Origin of the sequence: Pseudomonas sp. RC4D1 (assembly GCF_018390395.1) — a bacterium.
GTDB classification, from domain to species: domain Bacteria; phylum Pseudomonadota; class Gammaproteobacteria; order Pseudomonadales; family Pseudomonadaceae; genus Aquipseudomonas; species Aquipseudomonas danubii.
Genome location: NZ_JAHBAW010000001.1, coordinates 1,263,440 through 1,286,937 on the forward strand (window position 1 = coordinate 1,263,440; position 23,498 = coordinate 1,286,937).

Consider the following 23,498-nt stretch of genomic DNA (forward strand, 5'->3'; position numbering starts at 1 on the left):
GCCCCTCTTTCACGCCGCTGCAATGCGGCGTTTTTGCATCTAAATCACTCAAATCAATAATGCTGTGCAGCACTGTGAGGGGGCCATATTATCCTCATCATAAGTGCGCCGGGGCAGGTACCCGGCGCAGTCTTGTGCGTCGAGTATCGACTCGAGCCTTTTTGTCGGAGTGCAGCATGCCTGTTCAAGCCTTGTTCAAACCCTTTCAACTCGGCGCGCTGGAGCTGCCGAGCCGCGTAGTGATGGCGCCGATGACCCGTTCGTTTTCTCCGGGTGGCGTGCCCAACGCCAAGGTCATCGAGTATTACCGTCGCCGCGCTGCTGCGGGTGTCGGCCTGATCATCACCGAGGGCACCACGGTGGGGCACCAGGCCGCCAACGGTTACCCCAATGTGCCGCAGTTCCATGGCGAGGCGGCCCTGGCCGGGTGGAAGAAGGTGGTGGATGCGGTCCACGCCGAAGGTGGCAAGATCGTTCCGCAACTGTGGCATGTGGGTAATGTGCGGCGCCTGGGCACCGAGCCGGACGCCAGCGTGCCCGGCTATGGCCCGACCGAGAAGCTCAAGGACGGCAAGGTGCTGGTGCACGGCATGACCCACCAGGACATCCAGGAAGTGATCGCAGCCTTTGCCCAGGCCGCCAAGGATGCCCAGAGCATCGGCATGGACGGTGTGGAAATCCATGGTGCCCACGGTTACCTGGTGGACCAGTTCTTCTGGGAGGGCACCAACCAGCGCACCGACGAATACGGCGGCGACCTGGCGCAGCGCTCGCGTTTCGCCATCGAGTTGATCCAGGCGGTGCGGGCTGCCGTCGGCCCGGATTTCCCGATCATCCTGCGTTTCTCCCAGTGGAAGCAGCAGGATTACAGCGCGCGTCTGGTGCAGACCCCGGAAGCTCTGGGCGCCTTCCTCAAGCCGTTGGCAGATGCAGGTGTGGATATCTTCCACTGCTCGACGCGACGCTTCTGGGAGCCGGAGTTCGAAGGCTCGGACCTGAACCTGGCAGGCTGGACCCGCAAGCTCACCGGCAAACCCACCATCACCGTGGGCAGCGTCGGCCTGGACGGCGAGTTCCTGCAGTTCATGGTCAACACTGACAAGGTGGCGCAGCCGGCCAGCCTGGAAAACCTGCTGCAGCGCTTGAACAACGACGAGTTCGATCTAGTGGCCGTGGGTCGGGCACTGTTGGTGGACCCGGATTGGGCGCAGAAAGTCCGTGAAGGCCGTGAGCAGGACATCCTGCCGTTCAGCCGTGAAGCACTGACGACCCTGGTTTAACTTCTGGCCCCGGGCGGTGAGGGGGGCAGCCTCCTTGCCGCACCAAGTGTCTCTGTGGCGCTGCGTGGTTCCAGCGCCGCTTCGATCATCCCTTCGTAATCCACGACCGGTGCTGGCTGGCAGACACTGCGCAACTGATCCTCAAACTGTGCGATCACGGCCGGCCAGCCCTGGCGGCTGGCGTGTTGTCGGGCGTTGAGACGTACCCGGCGCAGGGTTTCCGCTTCCTCCAGCAGCCAGCCGGCGGCCTCACAGAACGCGCCTTCATCCCCGGGCATGGCCAGCACGCCGTTGTAGCCATGGCGGATATGCTGGGCTGCAGCGGCCTGATCGTAGGCCACCACCGCCAGCCCGGAAGCCAGGGCTTCCAGCACCACATTGCCGAAGGTTTCCGTGAGGCTGGGAAACAGGAACACATCCCCCGAAGCGTAATGGGCCGCCAGGGCTTCACCCCGCTGACTGCCACAGAACAGGGCCTCGGGCAGGCTTTTTTCCAGGGCGGCGCGTTGTGGGCCGTCACCCACCACGATCAGTTTCATCTTCCGCTGTGGATAAGTGGCCTTGAGTTGCTCGAAGCAGCGCTTGAGCAGGCTCAGGTTCTTCTCCGGGGCCAGGCGCCCGACATGGATCACCGCCAGATCATCGTTGCCCAGGCCCCAGCGGGTGCGCAGCTCATTGAGGCGTTTGGCCGGATGGAACAGTTGGCTGTCGACGCCCCGGGACAGCAGGGCCAGGCGTTCGAAGTGCCGACGCTCCAGCTCCAGGCGCTGACTGGCGCTGGGCACCAGGGTCAGCTTCGAACGGTTGTGGAACCAGCGCAGGTAATGTGTCAGCAAGCGCGTCAGCAAACCCAGGCCGTACTGGCTGGAATACTGTTGGAAGTTGGTATGGAAGCCACTGACCACCGAGATCCCCAGACGTTTCGCCGCCCGCAGCGCGGACAGCCCCAGCGGGCCCTCGGTGGCGATGTAGAGCACGTCCGGGCGTTGGCGTTTCCAGCGTCGCAGCAGTTTGTGCATCGACGACTGGCCCCATTGCAGCCCCGGGTATCCCGGCAGTGGCCAGCCGCGGCACAGCATCAGGGCCTCGTCGCTGGGGCGGCTCTGATCACAACCCTGGCGCGGACGCACCAGTTCCACCTGATGCCCACGGGCACGCAGGCCATCACACAGGCGGCCAAGGGTATTGGCCACGCCATTGATTTCCGGTGGGAAGGTTTCAGTGATGAGGGTGATGTGCAGAGCTGTCGTCATGGCCACAGTGTCGACTGAGGCCATGTCGTCATTGTGACGTCTGGATGATGGATTTATGACACGCCAGCCTTATTTGGCCGGCAGGTTCTCCATCCCGCGCTCACGCACCCAGAACAGCGTCGCCCCGGCCACGGCGGCTGGCATCATCAGGATGTTGACGAAGGGGATCATCAGCGCCAGGTAGACGATGCCGCCAAAACCCAGGCTCTGCCAGCGCTTCTGCCGCAGCCAGACGATCATCTCCTGCCAGCTCATCTTGTTGTTATCCGCCGGGTAGTCGATGTACTGGATGGCCATCATCCATACGCCGAACAGCAGCCACAGCGGCGCGGCAATCAGGTTGACCACCGGGATCAGCGACAGGATGAACAGGCCGATGGCCCGGGGCAGGAAGTAGCCGAGCTTGCGCATTTCCCGGGATAGGGTGCGGGGGATCATGGCGATCAGTTCGCCCCAGCTGAAGGGCGGGAAATCGTCGGTGCCACGGACCACGATTTCGACTTTTTCCGATAGAAAGCCGTTGAAGGGGGCGGCAATGATATTGGCCAGCATGGTGAAGGTGAAAAACACCATCAACACCACCAGCACCATGAACAGCGGCCAGAGGATGTAGCTCAGAAAGCTCAGCCATTGCGGCAGGGTCGGCATCAGGGTGTCGATCCACAGGCTGAACTGGTGGCCGGCGAAATAGATCAATCCGACGAACAACACCAGGTTGATCACCAGGGGCAGTAGCACGAACAGGCGCAGGCCGGGACTGAGGACCAGCTTCAGGCCTTCACGCAGGTATTGCGGGCCGGACAGTACGGGGGCGGGCATAGAACGCTCCGAGCAGATGGAAAACGCGCCGACCTTACCGGCTTTGCCCGGGGGGCGAAAGCACCGTGAACAGGTCGACATCAACGGTAACAAAGACCCTTTCAAATGGGCCTGCTGAGGATAGAGACCGCCTATGAGCTGGATTGTTAAACCGTATTTCCTTAATCTTCGCCCCCTCTATACGCTTCACCCATTATTTTTTGGACGGTCGAGTTCAAGCCTTCCCCAAGGTTTCGCCGTCCTTTTTTATTCCAGCCGGCAATCCGGCGTTCCGCGCCAGGGCACCCGGGCCGGTCGATAGGAGTGAGTCATGTCTGAAGTACGCCATTCGCGTGTGATTATTCTCGGTTCCGGCCCTGCCGGTTACAGCGCCGCCGTCTATGCCGCCCGTGCCAACCTGAAGCCGCTGCTGATCACCGGCATGCAGGCCGGTGGCCAACTGACCACCACCACTGAAGTCGACAACTGGCCTGGCGACGTACACGGCCTGACCGGCCCGGCGCTGATGGAGCGGATGCGCGAGCACGCCGAGCGTTTCGAAACCGAAATCGTCTTCGACCATATCAATGCCGTGGACTTCGCTGCCAAGCCTTACACCCTGACCGGCGACAGCGCGACCTACACCTGCGACGCCCTGATCATCGCCACCGGCGCCAGCGCCCGTTACCTGGGCCTGCCTTCGGAAGAAGCGTTCATGGGCAAGGGTGTATCGGCCTGCGCTACCTGTGACGGTTTCTTCTATCGCAACAAACCGGTGGCGGTGGTCGGTGGTGGCAACACCGCTGTCGAAGAAGCCCTGTACCTGGCCAACATCGCCAGCACCGTGACCCTGATCCACCGTCGCGAAACCTTCCGCGCCGAGAAGATCCTGATCGACAAGCTCAACGCCCGCGTGGCCGAAGGCAAGATCATCCTCAAGCTCAATGCCAACCTGGACGAAGTCCTGGGCGACAACATGGGCGTGACCGGTGCGCGCCTGAAGAACAACGACGGCAGCTTCGACGAGCTGAAAGTCGACGGCGTGTTCATCGCCATCGGCCACACCCCGAACACCTCGCTGTTCGAAGGCCAGTTGACCCTCAAGGACGGTTACCTGGTGGTGCAGGGCGGTCGTGACGGCAATGCCACGGCCACCAGCGTCGAGGGTATCTTTGCCGCTGGCGACGTGGCTGACCACGTTTACCGTCAGGCCATCACCTCGGCCGGCGCCGGCTGCATGGCGGCACTGGACACCGAGCGTTACCTGGACGGTCTGCAGAACGCGGCACACTGATTTCCAGGCGATAAAAAAACCGGCGCAAGCCGGTTTTTTTATGGGTGATGGTTTTGTCGGAGCCAGATCAGCGGCGAGTCAGCGGCTGGGCGGCGAACTTGACCCCGGCCAGGCCGTGGGCGATCAGGGCGCGGATATTGCCGTGGTCAGTGCCTTCGGGGGTGGCCAGTACCGAGCGGTAGTGCTCGCCGAAGGCCAGCAGGGCTTCTGTGTCGCTCAGGCCTTCCAACAGGGCCAGGCCCAGGGTCTTGCACGAGCCTTCGTTCTGCCCGGCGGCGTTTTCCACGCCACCGTTGTTGAAGGCCTGAGGCTGGTAGTCGTAACCGGCGGCGACAAAGGCCAGGGTGTCGGCAAAAGCGTGTTCACCGCTGTTCAGGCTGGCGCGCAGGGTGTTCAGATCAGTCATGGGACTTTCCTTTGGCGAACGCCGCTTGCTGCTCGGCGCTGGCTTCTTTCTGGTAGAGATTTTTCCATTCGGCGTAGGGCATGCCGTACACCACTTCACGGGCGTCATCGAGGCTGACCTCGATCTGGCGTTCGTCGGCCTCGGCCTTGTACCACTTGGACAGGCAGTTGCGGCAGAACCCGGCCAGGTTCATCAGGTCGATGTTCTGCACGTCCTTGCGGTTGTCCAGGTGGGCCACCAGGCGGCGAAAGGCCGCGGCTTCCAGTTCCAGGCGTTGTTGTTCGGTCATGTGACTCTCCAATGCAGCGGCAAGCGCCAAGACAGGCGCTTGCCGCTATGGCTGTTCTCTATGAGCCAGCGCGGCTGGCCGCGAGGGTGATCGATACCGATTCGGCAAAGCGCAGGGCGTGGGGTTTGTCGACTTCGACTTCGGCGTACTGCACCGAGAGGTTGCACATCACCAGGTCCAGCAGTTCCTGGGTCAGGCGCTCCAGCAAGGCGAAGCGATTGCCTTCGACGTGGGCAATGATTGCCTTGGTGATGGTGCGGTAGTTCAGCGCGTGATCGATGTCGTTGTCGCGCACCGCATCATGGGCGGGGTACAGGATGGTCAGGTTGATCAGCACATCCTGCTTGTTGAGGATCTCTTCCTCGTTGATTCCGATATAGGTCCGCAGGAGCAGGTCCTTGACTCGGATACGAGCCATTCCTGGCTGAAGTTGTGGCATTGCTACTTGCTCCGTCCAATCAATTGCAGGAATTCCTGGCGAGTGGTGCTCGAATCGCGAAAGGCGCCGAGCATCACCGAGGTGTGCATGGTGGAATTCTGTTTCTCGACGCCGCGCATCATCATGCACATGTGCTTGGCTTCGATTACCACCGCGACGCCCGCGGCCTGGGTCACGCTTTGCACCGCGTCGGCGATTTCCCGGGTGAGATTTTCCTGGATCTGCAGGCGTCTGGCGAACATATCGACGATCCGGGCGATCTTCGACAGCCCCAGCACCTTGCCGGTAGGAATATAAGCCACATGGGCCTTGCCGATGAAGGGCAGCAGGTGATGTTCGCACAGGGAGTACAGCTCGATGTCGGCGACTATCACCATTTCGTCGCTGTCGGAGGCGAACAGTGCGCCATTGACGATCTCGTCCACCGACTGGCTGTAGCCATGACACAGGTACTGCATGGCCTTGGCCGCGCGCTTGGGGGTGTCGAGCAAACCTTCGCGCTCGGGGTCTTCACCGAGGCCCTTGAGGATCTCGCGGTAGTGTTGGGGCAGGGAAAGGCTCATGCAAGGTCCTCGTGGGGGCCGGCTTATTTGACGTGCCGCCCGCCGTTGACGGTCAAGGTGGTGCCGGTGACATAGGGGTTGTCCAGCAGGTAGCGCAGGCTCTGGTAGATCACTTCGCTGCCGGGTTCGATGCCCAGGGCGGATTTGGCCAGGGTCTTGGCGCGGTACGCCGCGTCGTCGTCGGGGTTGAACAATAGCAGGGCCGGAGCGATGCCGTTGACCTTGATTGCCGGGGCGTATTTTGCCGCGAAGGACAGGGTCAGGCTGTCCAGCCCGGCTTTGCTGGCGCAGTAGGCGATGTGCTTGCTGCTGCCCTTGCGGGTCACGTCGTCGCTGATGTGGATGATGTCCGCCGGGCTCGAACGCTGCAGCAACTCTGCGCAGTGCAGGTTGATCAGGTAGGGCGCGAGCATGTGCACGTTGAACATCCGGGTAAAGGCCGCGCTTTCCTCGCCTGGGCTTTCTTCCAGCCACTCTGAGGCGTTGTGGACGATGGCCCGCAAGCGGTCGGTGTGGTGTTTCACCTCGCTGATCAGGGCCAGGATTCCGGCTTCGCTGGAGAAGTCGGCATGCAACAGGATCGCGCCTTTTTCCCGCAAGGTCTGCAGGCCCGGGCGGTCGCTGCGGTAAGTGACGATCACCGGCTGCCCGTCTTCCAGCAGGCGCAGGGCGCAATGCAGGCCGACACGCTGGCTGGCACCAGTGATCAGGATCGGAGCGGAGGAGGTGTTCATGAAGGGCTCGCGTCGCGGGTAGGGGAAAACTATACCAGCGGCGGGATGGGTTGTGCCTGTTGCTCGGGGGCTGCGCTGGCAAGCCAGCTCCTACAGGGCGATGTAGGAGCCAGCTTGCCGGCGAATCACGGATTCTGCGTCGAGGCGCTGGTCGGCAGCGGGCGCGCAGGTGTGCTGTTGAGCCAGTTAGCCAGCAGGCGGGTGGACATCGGAATGAAGAGGTAGACCATCAACGGGGTCAACGCCAGGGTGCTGACAAACACTCGGGGCAACAGGCTCAGGTCGCTGAGCAGGGGACCTAAGACGAAGTTGAACAGCAGCGACACCGGGAAGAACGCCAGCCAGATGGCCACGGCCTGTTTCCAGTGCGGTGGTCGTTGTCCGGCTGCGCCGAACCAGCCATCGATACCGCTGACGCGATGTTCCGATGGGTGGGCAAACAAGTCGCTGCCCCGGGCCAGCCAGGCGGTGCGCGAGGCGGAGTGTTCCCAGGTGTGCAGGGTCTGTTCGTCGGCGAAGCGGAAGATGATCTGGAATTCGTCGTCGTCAGGTGGTGGGGCCAGAACGCCGGAACCCAGGTAGCCGGGAAAGTCGGTGGCCAGTTGTTCGCCTTCGCGCAGCCAGGCGATCAGGTCCTGGTAACGGCCGTCGGCAACGCGCCGGGCAACCATCAGGGTGACGGGTGAGGTAGACATTATGTATCTCCGTAAACCAATGCGCGGCCTGGGTAAGGCAGTCGCTGACGTGGCACCGGGGTAGTGGGCCGCGCCTGAATCAAGCAAGGATTATTCCTGATTGGCGCGAGGCTACCAATGACACCGGTCGGTTTTTCTCGCGCTTGAAGCATTTGCACCTGGGGAGAGTAGAATGGCCGCCACTTTGTTTACTGGTGTTTTCTCCCCAGATGCCCGTCATGACTGAACCTGTCCCTGTTGCTCCGGCGCCTGACCCTGCCCGTCAGGATGAGCTGTTTCCGATCCGTGAAGTGGCGCGCCTGACTGGAATCAACCCGGTGACCCTGCGGGCCTGGGAACGACGCTACGGTCTGATCCAGCCGACGCGCACCGAAAGCGGGCATCGCCTGTATTCCATGCACGATGTTGAGGCGGTGCGGGAGATTCTGGGTTGGATCGAGCGCGGTGTGGCGGTAAGCAAGGTCGGCAAGATTCTGGCCAAGAGCCGGGCAGACCAGGCTCAGGCCAAGGTGGCGGTGGACGACGGCCTGCAAGGTGAATATGGCCAGTGGCGCGATCAGTTGAAGCTGGCGGTGAGCGCTTTCGATGAAGAGCAACTGGAGCGTCTCTACGGCCAGGTCTTCTCCAGCTACGCCTTGCCGGTGGTATTCCAGGACATTTTCCTGCCGTTCTGGAAGCAACTGCTGCAGGACCGAGAGACTTTCGGTCAGACCAGCGAGTGGTTGTTTCTGGATGGTTTTTTGCGGGCGCGGATCACGCAAAGGCTGTTGTTGCAGCGTACCACTCAGAACCGGCAACTGCTGCTGACGGCGCTCAGCCCGCAGTGCCGCGAACTGGAGCTGCTGGTGGCGGCACTGATGCTCGGGCATGACCAGGTCGGTGTCCGCCTGCTGGGGCCGGGAGCACCGCTGGATGAACTGACCCTGGTCTGCGAAAAACTCAAGCCTGTGGCCCTGGTGGTGTTCTCCAATCACGCGCCGACGGCGGAGTTGCCCAAGCGCCTCAAGCGTCTGGCGCTGACTCTGGACTGTCCATTGATGCTTGCCGGAGATGCGGCGGACCTGGCTCAGGAAAGCTTCAGCGGTTCGCCGGTGGCGTGCCTGGGAAATGAGGGGCGCCTGATGCAGAAGCGCCTGCGGCAGTTCCTCAGCGGTCGCCTGGATACCTGAAACGGCTCTCGGTCAGCTTCAGGCGTGCAGGGCCGGATGGGTATGGCGGTGCTGCTGGAGGATGAACTGGCGCAGGCGTTCGGTTTCTTCCGCGTCACTCTGATCCAGGCGATAGGCATAGAAACCGGCTTCGGTCTGGCGCTCGAAGCGCCCGTGCAGGGCAATCCGTTCATATCCCGAAGGGCTGAACCACTGGGCGAACTGCTTGGGGGGCCGGGTCCGGTTGCGGATCTCCAGCAATACGCCCTTGAACGACACCTCCCGCACCCACAGGCGTCCAGGCTGGCCCCTGGAGTTTTCCAGGGCCACCGGCTCTTCCAGCGTCAGGCGCCAGGGCCGGATCATGGGGCCGTCCTCGAAGATGCTCGGCACCCCCAGGCGCAGATGCAGGGCATGGAATTCGTCTTCCACCAGATGCAGGGGGAAGGTCATCTGCTGGTTGTCGAAATGGGCCTGGATGGTGACCTTTTCATTGGCAGCCAGACGGGTCAGCAGGTCACGGATCTGCGAGCCGCCATTGACCAGCAGGCTCGATGTGGCATCGCGCACATTGAGCTGCGGGTTGTGCTGCATGGTTTGGATGAAGTCCAGTTCATCCTGGGTGAGGAGAGCGTCACGCTGCATGATGTTGCTCGAAGGGTGAAGGACAAATCGGTGGGGAATATCCCTACAGACCACTAAATCTGCGACTTATTAGAGCCGTCGGTCGCCTTGAGGGCCGCGAGCTCGGCTTGCACTGCGGCCAGTTGCTGCTCCAGCTGGAGCAAGCGTTGCTGCGCCTTGATCTGCACACTGACGTCTTTCTGCACGCCAATGAAATAGGTCAGTTGATCGCTGTCGTTGAATACCGGGGTGATCGACAGTTCGTTCCAGAAGTGGCTGCCGTCCTTGCGATAGTTGCGCAGCACCTCGCGGCAAGGCTGCCCCTGGCTCAGGGCCTGGCGAATCCGTTCCAGCCCCGGCTGGTCACGGTCTCCGGACTGCAGGAAACGACAATCCTGATACAGCACTTCGTCGGCGCTGTAGCCGGTCAGTCGCTCGAAAGCCGGATTCACGTAAATCACGATGTTGTCTTCGCCTTCCTGTTCCGCGACCACAATCCCGTCGTTGGAGGCGTTGATCATCTTTTGCAGCAGATGAGCGTTGATCATCCCGAAGTTCCGCTATCAATCAGCAAGTGTTGAATTGAATTCTAAGTCACGCTGGCACGCTGTCCACAGGCGCTTTTGAGCGGTGCGGGCAGCAGAAGCGGGATTTTACTCCGTAGCTGGTAATATCCCAGTCTTTTAGTCAGCTTCAGGAACAGATTGATGAAAGTCGCCATCCTTTCCGGCTCGGTGTACGGCACGGCTGAAGAAGTCGCCCGGCACGCCGCCAAGCTCCTCAACGCCGCAGGTTTCGAGGCCTGGCACAACTCGCGGGCCACTTTGACCGAGCTTCAGGCCTTCGCACCGCAGGCGTTGCTGGCCGTGACCTCGACCACCGGCATGGGCGAACTGCCAGACAACCTGCTGCCGCTGTATTCGAGCATTCGCGATCAGTTGCCCGCCGCCTGGCGTGGGCTGCCCGGAGCGGTAATCGGCCTGGGGGATTCCAGCTACGGCGATACCTTCTGTGGCGGTGGCGAGCAGATGCGTGAGCTGTTTGCCGAGCTGGGAGTGGAAGAAGTGCTGCCGATGCTGCGCCTGGACGCCAGCGAGAGCGTGACCCCGGAAACCGATGCCGAGCCCTGGCTGGCCGAGTTGATCAGCGCCCTGCGGGGTTGACCGGCTGTTCCCGTAGCAGCGCCAGCCAGGCTTGCGCTGCCTTGGACAGATACGCGCCCTGGCGCCAGATGAAGGCAATGTCCCAGCGCAGATAGTCCGGGGCCTTCAGCGTCAGGCGCACCACCCCCGGCCGCACCAGGCCGCGGGCCACCACACTGGGCAGCAACACCACACCTTGACCGGCGGCCACCAGCGCCGCAAGAAAGTCTGCCTGGCCGCTACGTCCCCCCTCCTTTGGCGTGAAGCCCACCTGCTGGCAGGCCTGGAGCAGCCGGTCGTTGAGCACAAAGCTGCGCTGATAGAGGAGGAAGGGCGTATCGGCCAGTTCTTCCAGGCGCACCTGGGCGTTCAGCGCCAGGGGATGATCGGCGGGCAACAAGGCATCCAGGGGTTCATCGCAGAAGGGTTGATAGGCAAACGCCGGGTCCTTGGGGGTCAGGCTGCCCCCCAGTTCCAGCTCGCCACTGCGCACGGCCTGCTCGACATTCAGGCTGCCGCCTTCGAGCAGTTGCACTTGGATATTCGGGTAGCGCCGGCGGTATTCGGCGAAACGGCTGGCGAACAGTGCATCGCTGCCCAGCAGCGGCAGACCCAGGCGCAGTTCACCCCGTGCCAGATGGCTCAGGTCATCCAGTTCGCTGAGCAGTTCATGGCGCAGGCGCAGCATGTCCTCGGCGCGCTGCAGCACCACGCCGCCGGCGGCGGTGAGATGAATGTGCGAGCCCTGGCGCTCCAGCAGGGGCGTGCCCAGGCTTTGTTCCAGCTGCGCGATCTGCTTGCTGACCGCCGACTGGCTGATGTGCAGGGTCCTGGCCGCCTGGGTGAAACCGCCCTGGCGGATGACTTCGACAAAACTGCGCAGTTGTTTGAAATCCATGGTGGTAATTCCAGATTGGAATGGTTTCAAGTCTAACAATTCGCTTCGGTGATGCAGGGGCTTTTCATAAAATGGGCCCCTGAGAGGACTCAACCACCATGAACATTTCCACCTGTAAACGCCTGGGCCGCCTGATTGGCGAATTGGCAGTGCTGCTGGCCATCTATTTTCTCGGTTGCCAACTGGCTACCTGGCTGCCCTGGCCGATTCCCGGTGGGGTCATTGGCCTTGCGCTGTTGCTGCTGACCTTCGCCCTGGGCTGGGTCAAGCCGGCGGCCTTGCAACTGGGGGCCGGCCTGCTGATGGCGGAGATGCTGCTGTTCTTCATTCCGGCGCTGATGAGCTTGCTGGACTACGGCAGCCTGCTGCGTCAGGACGGCTGGCGGATTCTGCTGGTGATCGGTATCAGCACCCTGCTGGTGATGCTGGTGACCGCACTCACGGTGGAGATGGTCTGTCGCTGGAGGATGCGCCATGAAGCTTGAACTGATGCCGATGTTCTGGCTTGCCCTGACCCTGGGGGCGTATCTGTTCAGCCGCTGGATCTACCGGCGCACCGGGCGCTACCTGCTATCGCCGTTGATCCTGGTGCCGGCCCTGCTGCTGGCAATTGCGGTGCCGCTGCACACCGCCTATGCCGAATACGCCGCCAACACCCACTGGCTGATGCTGGTGCTGGGGCCGGTGACGGTGGCCTTTGCGATTCCCATCTGGCAGCAGCGCCAGTTGCTGATGCGCCACTGGTCGGCCCTGTTGCTGGGCATGCTGGCGGGCAGCGCCGCGTCCATCGGCAGTTCCTTCGGCTTGGCGAAGATGCTGGCCCTGGACAGCTCGGTGACCCTGTCCCTGGTGCCACGTTCCATTACCACGCCGTTCGCCATGCCCCTGGCCCATGACCTGGGCGGCGTGCCTGAGTTGACGGCGGTGTTCGTGATGTTCACCGGGGTGTTCGGTGCCATGCTCGGCGGTGTGCTGCTGCGCTGGCTGCCCTTGCGCAGTGCCCTGGCCCGGGGCGCGCTGTTTGGTGTCGGCGCCCACGGAGCCGGAGTCAGCCGGGCCCATGAAGTCGGGGGTGAAGAGGGCTCGGTGGCCGGTCTGGTGATGGTGTTGACCGGGTTGCTGAACCTCTTCGCGGCCCCTTTGCTGGCGTCTGTGCTTTGACGCAAAGCCACGGATCAGAGCCTTCTCTCCGGCTGACCCGTACGGTCATCAAGCTGGCTGTCAATGCAACTCCGCAGTCGATGCAAGCTGTCTAGACTCTGAGGGTTCCCTCATCCAATAAGAACCATCACCGAGGTCCTTGCCGTGAGCCTAGCCCCCGTTCAATCGACACCGAGTGTAAAAAAACAAGTCAGCGCCGTTGAGTGGCAAACCCGTCTGGACCTCGCCGCCTGCTACCGTCTGGTGGCCATGCACGGCTGGGACGACCTGATCTTCACCCATATCTCCGCCAAGGTGCCGGGCACCGAAGACTTCCTGATCAACCCCTTCGGCATGATGTTCCACGAGATCACCGCCTCTAGCCTGGTGAAGGTCGACCAGGCTGGTAACAAGCTGATGGACAGCCCCTACGAGATCAACCCGGCGGGCTACACCATTCACAGTGCCGTGCACGCGGTGCGCCACGATGTGCTCTGTGTGCTGCATACCCACACGGCCGCCGGGGTCGCAGTGTCGGCGCAGAAGCAGGGCGTGCTGCCCATCAGCCAGCAGTCGCTGTTCGTGCTGTCGAGCCTGGGCCGTCACCCTTATGAGGGCGTAGCCCTGAACCCCGAGGAGAAAGAGCGGCTGCAGGCCGACCTGGGGGACAACAACTTCCTGCTGCTGCACAACCATGGCTTGCTGACCTGCGGCGCCAGCATCGCCGATACCTTCCTGATGATGTTCACCTTCCAGCGTGCCTGCGAGATCCAGGTGCTGGCGCAGAATGGTGGCGCCGAGCTGATCACCATTCCTGCATCGATCCTGGCGGGGGCCAAGGCGATGATCGCCGGCGTCACCCGCAGTGCCCAGGGGATGGGGGGCGCACTGGCCTGGCCGGCCCTGTTGCGCAAGCTCGATCAACTCGACCCGGGTTATAAAGTCTGATGCCTATCGCCGAGATTCCTCTGTGTGTCTGGCGCAAGCGCGGCAAGGACTTTGTATTTCGCGGCCAGCGCATTCGTTATTGGGTGGCGGGGCAAGGAGAGCCGCTGCTGTTGATCCATGGGTTTCCCACCGCCAGCTGGGACTGGCATTACCTGTGGCAACCCCTGGCGCGGCGCTATCAGGTGATCGCCTGCGACATGCTCGGCTTCGGCGACTCGGACAAGCCGCTGGACCATGAGTACAGCCTGCTGGAGCAGGCAGACTTGCAGCAGGCGTTGCTGGTCCATTTGCAGATCCAAGAGCCGCTGCACCTGCTGGCCCATGACTACGGCGACAGCGTCGCCCAGGAACTGCTGGCCCGGCATTATGAAGCGCGAATCGAGATCGCCAGCTGCGTGTTCCTCAATGGCGGTCTGTTTCCGGAAACCCATCGCCCAGTGCTGACCCAGAAGCTGTTGCTCAGCCCCGTGGGCTGGATGCTCGGGCGGGTGTTCAGTCGCCAGGGGCTGGCGAACAGCTTCCGGCAGATCTTCGGCCCCCAGACCGGTCCCAGCGAGTCGGTCCTGGATGACTTCTGGAGCCTGGTGCACAGCAACAACGGGCCGCGCATCCTGCACAAGTTGATCGCTTATATCCCCGAGCGACGGGCCCAGCGCGAGCGTTGGGTCGGCGCCATGCAACGCGGCGAGGTGCCGCTGCGGGTGATCGATGGCGCCCAGGACCCGATTTCCGGGGCGCACATGGTGGAGCGCTATCGTCAGTTGATCGCCGAGCCGGACACGGTGCTGCTACCGGGTATCGGCCATTACCCACAGATCGAAGCGCCGTTGCCGGTGCTCAAGCATTACCTGGGGTTTCGCGACACATTGCTCGCGCCGCCACGCCAGGCAATGGGGTCCTGAGCGCCTTGGGTCACTGTGTGGCCCAAGGCAGGGGCGCGCTCTGGTGCGGGCGGGGCGATTATCCCGCTGTCTTATTGGGCACCATTCAGGCCTGGACGTTTTTATTGTGACCGCCGGCTGGCTGTCCGACACTCGAAGAATTGTCCATTGGCCCTGCTGGAGTTCGGTATGAGTGAATCTGTGCGCTTGCAAGACAAAGTAGTGATCATCACCGGAGCCGGCGGCGGCCTGGGCCGGGCCCATGCCTTGCTGTTCGCCAGGCACGGGGCCAAGGTGCTGGTCAACGACCTGGGGGGCTCGGCCCAGGGCGAGGGCGCCAGTGCCTCGGCGGCCGATCGGGTGGTGGCGCAGATCCGCGAGGCCGGGGGCATCGCCGAGGCCAACCACGACTCGGTCACCGATGGCGAAAAGATCGTGCAGAACGCCCTGGATGTGTTCGGCCGGGTCGATGTGGTGGTCAACAACGCTGGCATCCTGCGGGACAAGACCTTCCACAAGATGGACGACGCCGATTGGGACCTGGTGTACCGGGTGCATGTCGAAGGTGCCTACAAAGTCACTCGCGCCGCCTGGCCGCATCTGCGGGACCAGGCGTACGGACGGGTGATCTTCACCGCGTCCACATCAGGCATCTACGGCAACTTCGGCCAGTCCAACTACGGCATGGCCAAGCTCGGCCTGTACGGCCTGACCCGGACCCTGGCCATCGAAGGGCGCAAGAACAACATCCTGGTCAACGCCATTGCCCCGACCGGTGGCACGCGGATGACCGAGGGCCTGATCCCGCCACAGGTGTTCGAGCAGCTCAAGCCGGAACTGGTGAGCCCGCTGGTGGTGTACCTGGGCAGCGAGCAGTGCGAGGAAACCTCCGGCCTGTTCGAAGTGGGCGGCGGCTGGATCGGCAAGGTGCGCTGGGAGCGCAGCCTGGGCGCCGGTTTTGATCCGCGCCAGGGCTTTTCGCCCGACGATGTGGCGGCACACTGGCAGCAGATCTGCGATTTCGAGGGGGCGGCGCATCCCAAGGACAACATCGAGGCGCTCAAGGAGATGATGCAGAATCTGCAAAAGTACGCCCTCTGACGCTGCGTGGGTCAGCCTTGTCCGGCGCTGATCGGCGGGCGTTTTTTCCAGGCTTGAAAGCCGCCAGGCAATGACCCGCCGGAGCCTGGGCTCCGGCGGTTTTACTCCTGTGGCGTTCGTCTCTATGCTCGACGGCTGGCGAACGCACAAGGAGCGCTTGAGATGTATGAGTCAAAGGATCAGCCGGTACTGTCGCGACTGCTGTTTATCCGGCGTCTATGTGTTCACGGCCTGGTGGTTCTGGCCCTGATCAGCTTTTCGGTGTTGCTGGGTATCAGCGGTCTGCTGTACTTCGAGCAGGACATTTCCTTTCACGACGCCTTGTATGACGCAGCCATGATCCTCGGCGGCATCGGGCCCATCAACATGCCGCAAACCCCTGGCGGCAAACTGTTTTTTGCCACCTACGGGCTCTACACCAACCTGGTGTTCGCCGCCACTCTGGGCTTGATCCTGTCACCGGTGGCGCATCGTCTGTTGCACAAGTTTCATTACGACGATGGTGATGACGACACCTTGTAAGGCCAACTTGGCCGTTGTCTTGCGCGCATAAAAAAGGCCGCTGCAAGAGCAGCGGCCAAGGTAAGACGTTAGATCAAGGAGCTACAAAATCAACGTCGGTGAACCTGGGGTAGTGGCCTGGACTGAATCTTTTCAAGCCAACTGGAAGTCTGTTTCGGGCAACGGGCGGCGGGCTCTTTGCGCGGCAGTGGCGTGGCGTTGTTTGCCGTGACTGCGAGGTAAGAATAAGCCCTGGCATGACCTGGAAAAATAGCCATTCAGGACAAGGACTGTTACAGCTTGAGCAACAGTCCAGAGGGGCACAGCACCTGTATCGATGCACTTGATGGTCGCGTATCCAGCCCGTGGATACATCTCTGAACGGTCCCTGTGGCAAGGGCGCTAATCCTTTCGGGCGACAACTCGAATACCTCCTTGGTGCGCTTATCGGCCGTGGTACCCCGGCAGTAGGGTGAGGCCTCCTGTCACTCACCGGGGAAGACGCATGACAAGAACAACAATGCGCGCCATCTTCAAACCGCAGGCGCTGGCTGTCGCGGTAGCGCTGGGCTGCAGCGCTCAGGCGCAGGCGGTTTCGTTCAATATTGGGGAAATTGAAGGGCAGTTCGACTCGTCCTTGTCCGTTGGCGCCAGTTGGGGCATGCGCAATGCCGACCCTGCGTTTGTCGGCACCATCAACGGTGGCACCGCGCAGTCTTCCACCGGTGACGATGGCCGCTTGAACTTCAAGAAGGGCGAGACTTTCTCGAAGATCTTCAAGGGCCTGCACGACCTTGAACTCAAGTACGGCGACACCGGCGTCTTCGTGCGCGGCAAGTACTGGTACGACTTCGAACTCAAGGACGAGGATCGCCAGTTCAAACCCATCAGCGACCACAACCGCAAGGAAGGCGCCAAGTCCTCGGGCGCACAGATTCTCGACGCCTTCGTCTACCACAACTACTCGATTGCCAACCTGCCGGGTACCGTGCGCGCCGGCAAGCAGGTGGTCAGCTGGGGCGAGAGCACCTTCATCGGCAACTCCATCAACAGCATCAACCCGGTGGACGTCTCGGCCTTTCGCCGCCCCGGGGCCGAGATCAAGGAAGGCCTGGTGCCGGTGAACATGCTGTTCGCCTCCCAGGGCCTGACCAACCAGTTGACCGTGGAAGGCTTCTATCAGCTGGAGTGGGACCAGACCGTGGTGGACAACTGCGGCACCTTCTTCGGCAACGATGTGGTGGCCGATGGCTGCACCACCGGCTACACCGTCGGCAACCCGGCGATCGCACCGTTACAACCGGTGGCAGCGGCCTTCGGCCAGGGCTTTCAGGTGGCCCGCGAGGGGGTGATCCTGCCCCGCGGCGGTGACCGCGACGCCCGGGACTCCGGGCAGTGGGGCGCCGCTCTGCGCTGGCTCGGCGATGACACCGAGTACGGCCTGTATTTCATGAACTACCACGCCCGCAGCCCGGTGGTCAGCACCACCACCGCCAATGTCAGCCCGGCGACCCTGGGCGCGATTGCCGGCGCCGCCAACGGCATCGTTCCCGGTTCCGGCAGCGGCCTGCTGCAAAGCGTGATGCTCGGCCGTGGCCAGTACTACCTCGAATACCCGGAGGACATCCGCCTGTATGGCGCCAGCTTCTCCACCACGCTGCCCACCGGCACCGCCTGGACCGGCGAGATCAGCTACCGGCCCAATGCCCCGGTGCAGGTCAACACTAACGACCTGACCCTGGCCCTGCTCAACCCCATTGCCGGGGGTGCGGCTTCACCGATCAAGACCGCCATGGGCGCCGACAACACCGGCTACCGGCGCAAGGAAATCACCCAGATCCAGAGCAGCATGACCCAGTTCTTCGATCAGGTGCTGGGGGCCGATCGCCTGACCCTGGTGGGCGAGGCGGCGATTGTCCGGGTCGGTGGCCTGGAGGACAAAAGCAAGCTGCGCTACGGCCGCGACTCGGTCTACGGCCAGTACGGCTATGGCGGCGACACCGATGGGTTCGTCACCGCCACCTCCTGGGGTTATCGGGCCCGGGCCATCCTCGACTACAGCAACGTGATCGGCGGGATCAACTTCAAGCCCAACCTGTCCTGGTCCCACGACGTCAACGGCTACGGCCCCAACGGCTTGTTCAACCAGGGCGCCAAGGCCCTCAGCGTTGGTGTCGACGCCGACTACCGCAACACCTACACCGCCAGCCTCAGCTACACCGACTTTTTTGGCGGGCGCTACAACACCCTCACCGACCGGGACTTCCTCGCGTTGAGCTTTGGCGTGAACTTCTGAACCGGCACAAGAAGGAGCACTTGAATGCGCAAGATGATTCTGCAATGCAGCGCCCTGGCACTGGGCCTGTGGGCGGCCAACCTGATGGCTGCAGTGAGTCCGGAAGAAGCCGCCAAGCTGGGCACCAGCCTGACTCCCGTGGGGGCGGAGAAGGCCGGCAACGCCGATGGCTCGATTCCGGCCTGGACCGGCGGCATCCCGAAGAACGCCGGGGCGGTGGACAGCAAGGGCTTTCTCGCCGATCCCTTCGCCAATGAGAAACCGTTGTTCATCATCACCGCGGCCACGGCCGACAAGTACAAGGACAAGCTGTCCGCAGGGCAACTGGCGATGTTCAAGCGCTACCCGGACAGCTACCGGATTCCGGTCTACCCGACCCATCGCAGCGTCGGCCTGCCACCGGAAATCTACGAGTCGGCCAAGCGCAGCGCGCTGAACGTGACCACCACCAACGACGGCAACGGACTGGCCAACTTCACGGGCAACCGCTACTACGCCTTTCCGATTCCGAAGAGCGGCATCGAGGTGCTGTGGAACCACCTGACCCGCTATCACGGTGGCAATCAGAAACGCATCATCACCCAGGCCACCCCGCAGACCAACGGCAGCTACACCTCGATCCGTTTTGAAGAGGAAGTGGCGGCGCCGCAACTGATCCCCGACCTGGACCCGGCCAAGGGTGCCAACGTGCAGAACTTCTTCAAGCAGTCGGTGACCGCCCCGGCGCGGCTGGCGGGCAACGTGCTGCTGGTCCATGAAACCCTGGATCAGGTCAAGGAGCCCCGTTCGGCCTGGATCTACAACGCCGGGCAGCGCCGTGTACGCCGCGCCCCGCAGGTGGCCTACGACGGTCCGGGCACCGCCGCCGACGGCCTGCGCACCTCGGACAACTTCGACATGTTTTCCGGCGCACCCGACCGTTACGACTGGAAACTGGTGGGCAAGAAGGAGATGTACATCCCCTACAACAGCTACAAGCTGGACTCGCCGAGCCTCAAGTACGACGACATCATCAAGGCCGGGCACATCAACCAGGACCTGACCCGCTACGAACTGCACCGGGTCTGGGAAGTGGTGGGCACGGTCAAGCCCAACCAGCGGCATATCTATGCCACCCGCCACATGTACATCGACGAGGACAGCTGGCAGGTGGCGCTGGTGGATCACTACGACGGTCGTGGCCAGTTGTGGCGAGTGGCCGAGGGACACGCGCAGTACTACTACGACCATCAGGTCCCGGCCTACACCCTGGAAGCCCTGTATGACCTCAACGCCGGTCGCTACCTGGCCCTGGGCATGAAGAACGAGGAAAAGCACAGCCTGGAATTCGGCTTTGCCGCCAAGGCGGCCGACTACACTCCGGCCGCCTTGCGCGCCAGCGGGGTGCGCTAGGCAGCAGTGACGCACGGGGTGCAAAGGCGACCGCCCGGTCGCCTTTTTTATGGCAGAGGATCAGCCCGCTGAATACTTCTTCAACAGGTCGGGAGGTCGAGGCTAGGGTGGGGGCACGCTGGCTAAAACTATAAAAAGGCTCGCCGCAATGACTGCCATGACTCGTTGTCCAGAGCGTCCCGGGTTCATGCCCCGTTTGTCTTCTCATCATTCTCCACGCGACCACCTGAGTACGCCGTTGCTGGCCTCCAGTGCGCGGGTCAAGTTGTTGTGTGCCCCCGCCGGCAGTGGCAAGACCGCCCTGCTCAGCGAATGCCTGCAGCAGGCCCCCGCTTCGTGCCGGGTCATCTGGTTGCCCCTGGGCGGTGCGTGCCAGAGTCCTGAAGACTTGTGTCGTGTCCTGGCCGACGCCTTGGACCAGGCCGATGCCGATCCCGCCGCGCTGCTGTTACACCTGGCTCATCTGCCCAGTCCGGCCTGGCTGTGCATTGATGACTATTGCCGTTTGCCGGCTCCGGAGCTGGACGGGCTGCTGGACCGCTTGCTGAGCATCGACAACCCCTTGCTCACTTGGTGGATCGGCAGTCGCCGCCGCCCCCAATGCAACTGGCCACGCCTGTTGCTGGACGACCAGCTCTACGAACTGGACGGCAGCGCCCTGGCCTTCAGCCAGCGTGATATCGAGCAACTGCTGCAACGTTTGCCGCAACCTTTGTGTGCCCAGACCGCCAGCAGCATCCTGCAGCGCAGTGGCGGCTGGTGTGCCGGGGTGCGCATCGCCTTGCTCGATGGCAGCGAGCGGGTGACCCAACCCTGCAAGCCAGGGCGCCCCAATACCTTGCTCGAATACCTGGAGCATGAGCTGTTCAGCGTGTTACCGGCGGAACTGGCGGAAGTCTGGCAAGTGCTGGCCCAGATGCCGCGGTTCAATGCCGAGTTGTGCGAGCACCTGTTTGGCGCCGGAGAAGGGGCCCAGTACCTGCGTACCCTGCAGGACCTGGGCTGCTTTATCGAACCCTGGGAAGGCGGTGCCGACTGGCTGCAGGTGTTTGCACCCCTGGCCCGGCTGATGCGGCATGAGGCCTGGCCCGCCGGGCGCTCCTGGCATCGGCGGGCGTGCCAGTGGTTTACCGCTCAGGAGGATTGGCAATCGGCCTTTGAGCAGGCGCTATTGGCCCAGGAGTACGAAGTCGCGGTCAGCCTGCTGGAGCATTTCAATATTGAGTTCCTGTTCCAGCAGCACAATGGCTTGTTGCTGTTGCAACTGCATGAGCGCCAGGGCGCCGAGTTGCTGCTGGGCAGTCCGCAGTTACTGGGGTTGCTGGTGGCGGCCATGCTGTTTGCCGGACGCTTCGAACAGGCCGGGCAATGCATGGCCCAGATGGCACGGTTTGCACCGCAACCTTCGGCGGTTGAACAACGTCAGCTGCTGGCTCGCTGGCAGGCGCAGCAAGGGTGGCTGTTGCACCTGGGCGGGCGGATGGAGGCCGCGCGGCAGCACTTTCGCGAAGCCTTGAACGAGTTGGAGGACGGCGCCTGGACCACCCGTTTGCTGTGCCTGTCCGGCCTGACCCAGCAAGCGCTGTTGTGCGGCGAGCTGGAGGTGGCCCAGTCCCTCAATCGTGAGGCGTTGTGTCTGGCCCGGGCCCAGGATGCGTTGTTGTTCGAAGGCTTGCTGGAGCTCGATCATGCCCAATTGCTGGAACAACGCGGCGCGCCCCATCGGGCGCAAAGTTTGCTGGAACAGGTGATCGAGCGTTTGTCCGGGCAAGCGCTGCGCGCCACACCCTTGCTCGGGCGCCTGGCCTTGCGCCTCGGCCGGCTGGCGTTGCGCCAGGGAAACGATGGGCAAGCAGCCGAGTATTTTCGCCGAGGGCTTGAGGATTGCCTGGTCAGTCATGACAAGCGCGCCTTGTATGGCTTTCTCGGTGAGGCCCAGTTGGCGGCCAACCAGGGCGACTACGCCCAGGCGTTCGTGCGCCTGCGGGACGCCGAGCGGCTGATGCAGCAACGGCAGATCCCGGACACGGTCTACCGTGGCGTGCTGTTGCAGGTCAGCAGCCAGCTCTGGCTGCAGCAGGGCCGAGCGGAACTGGCTCACGAAGCCTTGAGCCGGGTGCTCCGGCACTTTCGTGGGCCCCAGGCCCTGCAGGCGCCGCCGGCCTCCCTGGAATTGATTCCGAGCATTGAGTACCTGCTGGTGCTGGCCGAGGTCCATCTGGGGCGGGCCCAGGCACCGGTGGCCACGTTGCAGGGGCTGCTGGCACGGGCCCAGCGCCACGGCATGCTGGGGCTGGAGGCACAGGTGCAATTGGCCCTGGCCGAGGTGGCCTTCATCCTCGGCGATCAAGCCTTGGCGGCGCAGGCGTTGCAGGCCGGGCAGGAGCGGGTGGCGCGCTGCAATCTGCCCCAGGCCCTGCACGAGTTGCGCCTGCGACAACCAGCGTTGTTGCAAGCACTGGACAGCCCGCCAACCACGCTCGCGGCGCCGCAGGAGGATCACGACAGCCTGCTCAGCCTGCGGGAGTTGCAAGTGCTGCAATTGATTGCCCAGGGCTGCTCGAACCAGCAGATTGCCGAGCAGTTGTTCATCTCCCTGCACACGGTGAAGACCCACGGCCGCAGGATTCACAGCAAGCTGGGGGTCGAGCGGCGCACCCAGGCGGTGGCCAAGGCCCAGGCCCTGGGGCTGATGAGTTGAGGCGCGCCGGTTACTCGGGCTGCGGTTGATAACCCATGCGCCAGCTCACCGCAGAGCTGGCCGCCAGCAGGCGTTGGGCCGCGGGTCCATGTTCATCGGCGTGGAACAGCGACGTCGGCCCTACCACGGTCAGCACCGCGGCGATCTTGCCGGTGGCATCGAATACCGGCGCCGACAGGGCATCGACCCCAGGCATCAGTAAACCGTGGACATGGTGCAAGCCGCGCTGGCGGATCTGCTCGGCCAGTGCGTCGTGGACCTGCGGGTCGGCCAGGGCATGGGGGGCACCTGTGGAGAGTTCCTGCTGGCGCAGATCGAGGGTTTCCCGTTGTGGCAGGTAGGCGTTGAACACCAGCCCGGTGGATGAGCTGAGCAGGGGCAGCACCGAGCCCAATTGAGTGACCACGGTCACCGCTCGCACCGCCGGCTCGATGTGCACCACGGTCGCGCCCTGATTGCCCCACACCGCGAGGAAGCAGGTTTCGTTCAATTCGTCCCGCAGTTCCGCCAGGGGCAGGGCGCCCACTTTCAATACATCCATGCTGCCCAGGGCCGCCAGCCCCACCCGCAAGGCTTCACGGCCCAGGCCGTAGTGATTGGTGGCGGTGTTCTGCTCGGCAAAACCGCTGGCGATCAACGCCTGCAGGTAACGGTGCACCTTGCTCGCCGGCATTTGCACATGTTCGGCCAGACGCGAAAGAGAAGTGGCCGGTGACAGTTCGGCCAGGGCCTTGAGGATGTCGGTGCCGACTTCGGCCGAGCGGACTTTCTGTTTACCGGTGCTGTCGCTGGTGCTGCGCGGCTTTTCCATGGAGGTGTCGGGGTCCCGTTACAAGTGGCGGTCTTTATAGCTTGACGCTCATAGGCAATCAAATTACGTTATGCGTAATTGGATTACGATAAAAATAACCCAGGCGTGCCGATAACTCTTGTGAAGGAGTGGTGGGCCCCTGCCTATTCCAACTTCCAGGAGGC

At 62.8% G+C, this 23,498-nt stretch carries 25 protein-coding genes; 13 read left to right on the top strand and 12 right to left on the bottom strand.

The genetic code is table 11. The features are described 5' to 3' along the window. Nucleotides 1–176 precede the first annotated feature (176 nt). A complete protein-coding gene (locus tag KHO49_RS05745) occupies nt 177–1,280 on the top strand; it encodes an NADH:flavin oxidoreductase (RefSeq protein WP_102861171.1) in 1,104 nt (367 codons plus the stop codon). Here KHO49_RS05745 and KHO49_RS05750 read toward each other — a convergent pair. Together KHO49_RS05750 and cysZ are read right to left on the bottom strand one after the other, a co-directional pair. Next, nucleotides 1,277–2,557, bottom strand: a complete 1,281-nt coding sequence (locus KHO49_RS05750; RefSeq protein ID WP_213664741.1) for a glycosyltransferase family 4 protein — start codon at nt 2,555–2,557, stop codon at nt 1,277–1,279. The two genes, KHO49_RS05745 and KHO49_RS05750, sit on opposite strands and share 4 nt — an antisense overlap. Before the next feature lie 45 nt (nt 2,558–2,602). Further along, nucleotides 2,603–3,352: a sulfate transporter CysZ gene (cysZ, locus tag KHO49_RS05755; protein ID WP_102878389.1), complete on the bottom strand. Its 750-nt coding sequence runs from the start codon at nt 3,350–3,352 to the stop codon at nt 2,603–2,605. Between the two features lie 310 nt (nt 3,353–3,662). Between cysZ and trxB the strand changes: the two genes are divergently transcribed. Beyond that, nucleotides 3,663–4,625, top strand: a complete 963-nt coding sequence (trxB, locus tag KHO49_RS05760) for a thioredoxin-disulfide reductase (protein ID WP_060837566.1) — start codon at nt 3,663–3,665, stop codon at nt 4,623–4,625. Nucleotides 4,626–4,692: 67 nt separating this feature from the next. Here the strand turns inward: trxB and KHO49_RS05765 are convergent, their stop codons facing one another. The 6 genes from KHO49_RS05765 to KHO49_RS05790 all read right to left on the bottom strand — a co-directional run bounded on the left by KHO49_RS05765 (nt 4,693) and on the right by KHO49_RS05790 (nt 7,751). Further along, nucleotides 4,693–5,031 carry a HopJ type III effector protein gene (locus tag KHO49_RS05765; RefSeq protein WP_102861174.1) on the bottom strand — a complete coding sequence of 113 codons (339 nt, stop codon included), beginning with the start codon at nt 5,029–5,031 and terminating at the stop codon, nt 4,693–4,695. Continuing rightward, nucleotides 5,024–5,320 (bottom strand): DUF1244 domain-containing protein, encoded by a 297-nt coding sequence (locus KHO49_RS05770; protein WP_110596025.1) that lies wholly within the window; start codon nt 5,318–5,320, stop codon nt 5,024–5,026. Before KHO49_RS05770 ends, KHO49_RS05765 begins: the two co-directional genes overlap by 8 nt. 58 nt (nt 5,321–5,378) lie before the next feature. After that, nucleotides 5,379–5,759, bottom strand: coding sequence for a dihydroneopterin triphosphate 2'-epimerase (folX, locus tag KHO49_RS05775; RefSeq protein WP_102878391.1), 381 nt, complete (start codon nt 5,757–5,759; stop codon nt 5,379–5,381). 2 nt (nt 5,760–5,761) lie between these two features. Continuing rightward, nucleotides 5,762–6,322 carry a GTP cyclohydrolase I FolE gene (gene folE, locus KHO49_RS05780; protein WP_102861177.1) on the bottom strand — a complete coding sequence of 187 codons (561 nt, stop codon included), beginning with the start codon at nt 6,320–6,322 and terminating at the stop codon, nt 5,762–5,764. 23 nt (nt 6,323–6,345) lie between these two features. Beyond that, the gene (gene folM / locus KHO49_RS05785) at nt 6,346–7,056 is read right to left on the bottom strand and encodes a dihydromonapterin reductase (RefSeq protein WP_213664742.1); all 711 of its coding nucleotides are present in this window, start codon (nt 7,054–7,056) and stop codon (nt 6,346–6,348) included. A 125-nt stretch (nt 7,057–7,181) separates the two neighbouring features. Further along, a complete protein-coding gene (locus KHO49_RS05790) occupies nt 7,182–7,751 on the bottom strand; it encodes an antibiotic biosynthesis monooxygenase (protein ID WP_213664743.1) in 570 nt (189 codons plus the stop codon). 209 nt (nt 7,752–7,960) lie between these two features. Between KHO49_RS05790 and KHO49_RS05795 the strand changes: the two genes are divergently transcribed. Next, on the top strand, nt 7,961–8,920 hold the full coding sequence (locus KHO49_RS05795) for a MerR family transcriptional regulator (RefSeq protein ID WP_213664744.1): 960 nt from the start codon (nt 7,961–7,963) through the stop codon (nt 8,918–8,920). Between the two features lie 18 nt (nt 8,921–8,938). Here the strand turns inward: KHO49_RS05795 and KHO49_RS05800 are convergent, their stop codons facing one another. Together KHO49_RS05800 and KHO49_RS05805 are read right to left on the bottom strand one after the other, a co-directional pair. After that, on the bottom strand, nt 8,939–9,544 hold the full coding sequence (locus KHO49_RS05800) for a hypothetical protein (protein WP_102861181.1): 606 nt from the start codon (nt 9,542–9,544) through the stop codon (nt 8,939–8,941). Nucleotides 9,545–9,597: 53 nt separating this feature from the next. Next, the gene (locus KHO49_RS05805; protein WP_102861182.1) at nt 9,598–10,071 is read right to left on the bottom strand and encodes a PAS domain-containing protein; all 474 of its coding nucleotides are present in this window, start codon (nt 10,069–10,071) and stop codon (nt 9,598–9,600) included. Between the two features lie 159 nt (nt 10,072–10,230). Here KHO49_RS05805 and KHO49_RS05810 point away from each other — a divergent pair, with 159 nt between their 5' ends. After that, a complete protein-coding gene (locus KHO49_RS05810; RefSeq protein ID WP_102861183.1) occupies nt 10,231–10,686 on the top strand; it encodes a flavodoxin in 456 nt (151 codons plus the stop codon). Here the strand turns inward: KHO49_RS05810 and KHO49_RS05815 are convergent. Beyond that, on the bottom strand, nt 10,667–11,563 hold the full coding sequence (locus KHO49_RS05815; protein ID WP_170001145.1) for a LysR family transcriptional regulator: 897 nt from the start codon (nt 11,561–11,563) through the stop codon (nt 10,667–10,669). The genes KHO49_RS05810 and KHO49_RS05815 overlap by 20 nt on opposite strands. A 98-nt stretch (nt 11,564–11,661) precedes the next feature. Here KHO49_RS05815 and KHO49_RS05820 point away from each other — a divergent pair, with 98 nt between their 5' ends. The 9 genes from KHO49_RS05820 to KHO49_RS05860 all read left to right on the top strand — a co-directional run bounded on the left by KHO49_RS05820 (nt 11,662) and on the right by KHO49_RS05860 (nt 22,523). Next, on the top strand, nt 11,662–12,048 hold the full coding sequence (locus KHO49_RS05820; RefSeq protein WP_110653386.1) for a CidA/LrgA family protein: 387 nt from the start codon (nt 11,662–11,664) through the stop codon (nt 12,046–12,048). After that, nucleotides 12,038–12,724: an LrgB family protein gene (locus KHO49_RS05825; protein WP_060837578.1), complete on the top strand. Its 687-nt coding sequence runs from the start codon at nt 12,038–12,040 to the stop codon at nt 12,722–12,724. Before KHO49_RS05820 ends, KHO49_RS05825 begins: the two co-directional genes overlap by 11 nt. Before the next feature lie 144 nt (nt 12,725–12,868). Then, nucleotides 12,869–13,651 (top strand): class II aldolase/adducin family protein, encoded by a 783-nt coding sequence (locus tag KHO49_RS05830; protein WP_102861186.1) that lies wholly within the window; start codon nt 12,869–12,871, stop codon nt 13,649–13,651. Then, nucleotides 13,651–14,553 (top strand): alpha/beta fold hydrolase, encoded by a 903-nt coding sequence (locus KHO49_RS05835; protein WP_213664745.1) that lies wholly within the window; start codon nt 13,651–13,653, stop codon nt 14,551–14,553. The genes KHO49_RS05830 and KHO49_RS05835 overlap by 1 nt, the downstream gene beginning before the upstream one ends. A gap of 168 nt (nt 14,554–14,721) precedes the next feature. Further along, nucleotides 14,722–15,633, top strand: a complete 912-nt coding sequence (locus KHO49_RS05840; RefSeq protein ID WP_102879066.1) for an SDR family oxidoreductase — start codon at nt 14,722–14,724, stop codon at nt 15,631–15,633. 162 nt (nt 15,634–15,795) lie between these two features. Beyond that, on the top strand, nt 15,796–16,155 hold the full coding sequence (locus KHO49_RS05845) for a hypothetical protein (RefSeq protein WP_102861188.1): 360 nt from the start codon (nt 15,796–15,798) through the stop codon (nt 16,153–16,155). 484 nt (nt 16,156–16,639) lie between these two features. Then, complete coding sequence (locus KHO49_RS05850) at nt 16,640–18,430, top strand: DUF1302 domain-containing protein (protein ID WP_213664746.1); 1,791 nt, start codon at nt 16,640–16,642, stop codon at nt 18,428–18,430. 24 nt (nt 18,431–18,454) lie between these two features. Beyond that, nucleotides 18,455–19,822, top strand: a complete 1,368-nt coding sequence (locus tag KHO49_RS05855; RefSeq protein ID WP_110596032.1) for a DUF1329 domain-containing protein — start codon at nt 18,455–18,457, stop codon at nt 19,820–19,822. A gap of 148 nt (nt 19,823–19,970) precedes the next feature. Then, nucleotides 19,971–22,523 carry a LuxR C-terminal-related transcriptional regulator gene (locus KHO49_RS05860; protein ID WP_213664747.1) on the top strand — a complete coding sequence of 851 codons (2,553 nt, stop codon included), beginning with the start codon at nt 19,971–19,973 and terminating at the stop codon, nt 22,521–22,523. A gap of 10 nt (nt 22,524–22,533) precedes the next feature. Here KHO49_RS05860 and KHO49_RS05865 read toward each other — a convergent pair whose 3' ends face one another. Next, nucleotides 22,534–23,334 carry an IclR family transcriptional regulator gene (locus KHO49_RS05865; protein WP_102861192.1) on the bottom strand — a complete coding sequence of 267 codons (801 nt, stop codon included), beginning with the start codon at nt 23,332–23,334 and terminating at the stop codon, nt 22,534–22,536. Between the last annotated feature and the right edge of the window lie 164 nt (nt 23,335–23,498).

Bases quoted from the DNA above. Each gene is read 5' to 3' on its own strand.
- KHO49_RS05745 (WP_102861171.1), top strand. From the start codon at position 177: ATGCCTGTTCAAGCCTTGTTCAAACCCTTTCAACTCGGCGCGCTGGAG.
- KHO49_RS05750 (WP_213664741.1), bottom strand. From the start codon at position 2,557: ATGGCCTCAGTCGACACTGTGGCCATGACGACAGCTCTGCACATCACC.
- cysZ (WP_102878389.1), bottom strand. From the start codon at position 3,352: ATGCCCGCCCCCGTACTGTCCGGCCCGCAATACCTGCGTGAAGGCCTG.
- trxB (WP_060837566.1), top strand. From the start codon at position 3,663: ATGTCTGAAGTACGCCATTCGCGTGTGATTATTCTCGGTTCCGGCCCT.
- KHO49_RS05765 (WP_102861174.1), bottom strand. From the start codon at position 5,031: ATGACTGATCTGAACACCCTGCGCGCCAGCCTGAACAGCGGTGAACAC.
- KHO49_RS05770 (WP_110596025.1), bottom strand. From the start codon at position 5,320: ATGACCGAACAACAACGCCTGGAACTGGAAGCCGCGGCCTTTCGCCGC.
- folX (WP_102878391.1), bottom strand. From the start codon at position 5,759: ATGCCACAACTTCAGCCAGGAATGGCTCGTATCCGAGTCAAGGACCTG.
- folE (WP_102861177.1), bottom strand. From the start codon at position 6,322: ATGAGCCTTTCCCTGCCCCAACACTACCGCGAGATCCTCAAGGGCCTC.
- folM (WP_213664742.1), bottom strand. From the start codon at position 7,056: ATGAACACCTCCTCCGCTCCGATCCTGATCACTGGTGCCAGCCAGCGT.
- KHO49_RS05790 (WP_213664743.1), bottom strand. From the start codon at position 7,751: ATGTCTACCTCACCCGTCACCCTGATGGTTGCCCGGCGCGTTGCCGAC.
- KHO49_RS05795 (WP_213664744.1), top strand. From the start codon at position 7,961: ATGCCCGTCATGACTGAACCTGTCCCTGTTGCTCCGGCGCCTGACCCT.
- KHO49_RS05800 (WP_102861181.1), bottom strand. From the start codon at position 9,544: ATGCAGCGTGACGCTCTCCTCACCCAGGATGAACTGGACTTCATCCAA.
- KHO49_RS05805 (WP_102861182.1), bottom strand. From the start codon at position 10,071: ATGATCAACGCTCATCTGCTGCAAAAGATGATCAACGCCTCCAACGAC.
- KHO49_RS05810 (WP_102861183.1), top strand. From the start codon at position 10,231: ATGAAAGTCGCCATCCTTTCCGGCTCGGTGTACGGCACGGCTGAAGAA.
- KHO49_RS05815 (WP_170001145.1), bottom strand. From the start codon at position 11,563: ATGGATTTCAAACAACTGCGCAGTTTTGTCGAAGTCATCCGCCAGGGC.
- KHO49_RS05820 (WP_110653386.1), top strand. From the start codon at position 11,662: ATGAACATTTCCACCTGTAAACGCCTGGGCCGCCTGATTGGCGAATTG.
- KHO49_RS05825 (WP_060837578.1), top strand. From the start codon at position 12,038: ATGAAGCTTGAACTGATGCCGATGTTCTGGCTTGCCCTGACCCTGGGG.
- KHO49_RS05835 (WP_213664745.1), top strand. From the start codon at position 13,651: ATGCCTATCGCCGAGATTCCTCTGTGTGTCTGGCGCAAGCGCGGCAAG.
- KHO49_RS05840 (WP_102879066.1), top strand. From the start codon at position 14,722: ATGAGTGAATCTGTGCGCTTGCAAGACAAAGTAGTGATCATCACCGGA.
- KHO49_RS05845 (WP_102861188.1), top strand. From the start codon at position 15,796: ATGTATGAGTCAAAGGATCAGCCGGTACTGTCGCGACTGCTGTTTATC.
- KHO49_RS05850 (WP_213664746.1), top strand. From the start codon at position 16,640: ATGACAAGAACAACAATGCGCGCCATCTTCAAACCGCAGGCGCTGGCT.
- KHO49_RS05855 (WP_110596032.1), top strand. From the start codon at position 18,455: ATGCGCAAGATGATTCTGCAATGCAGCGCCCTGGCACTGGGCCTGTGG.
- KHO49_RS05860 (WP_213664747.1), top strand. From the start codon at position 19,971: ATGACTGCCATGACTCGTTGTCCAGAGCGTCCCGGGTTCATGCCCCGT.
- KHO49_RS05865 (WP_102861192.1), bottom strand. From the start codon at position 23,334: ATGGAAAAGCCGCGCAGCACCAGCGACAGCACCGGTAAACAGAAAGTC.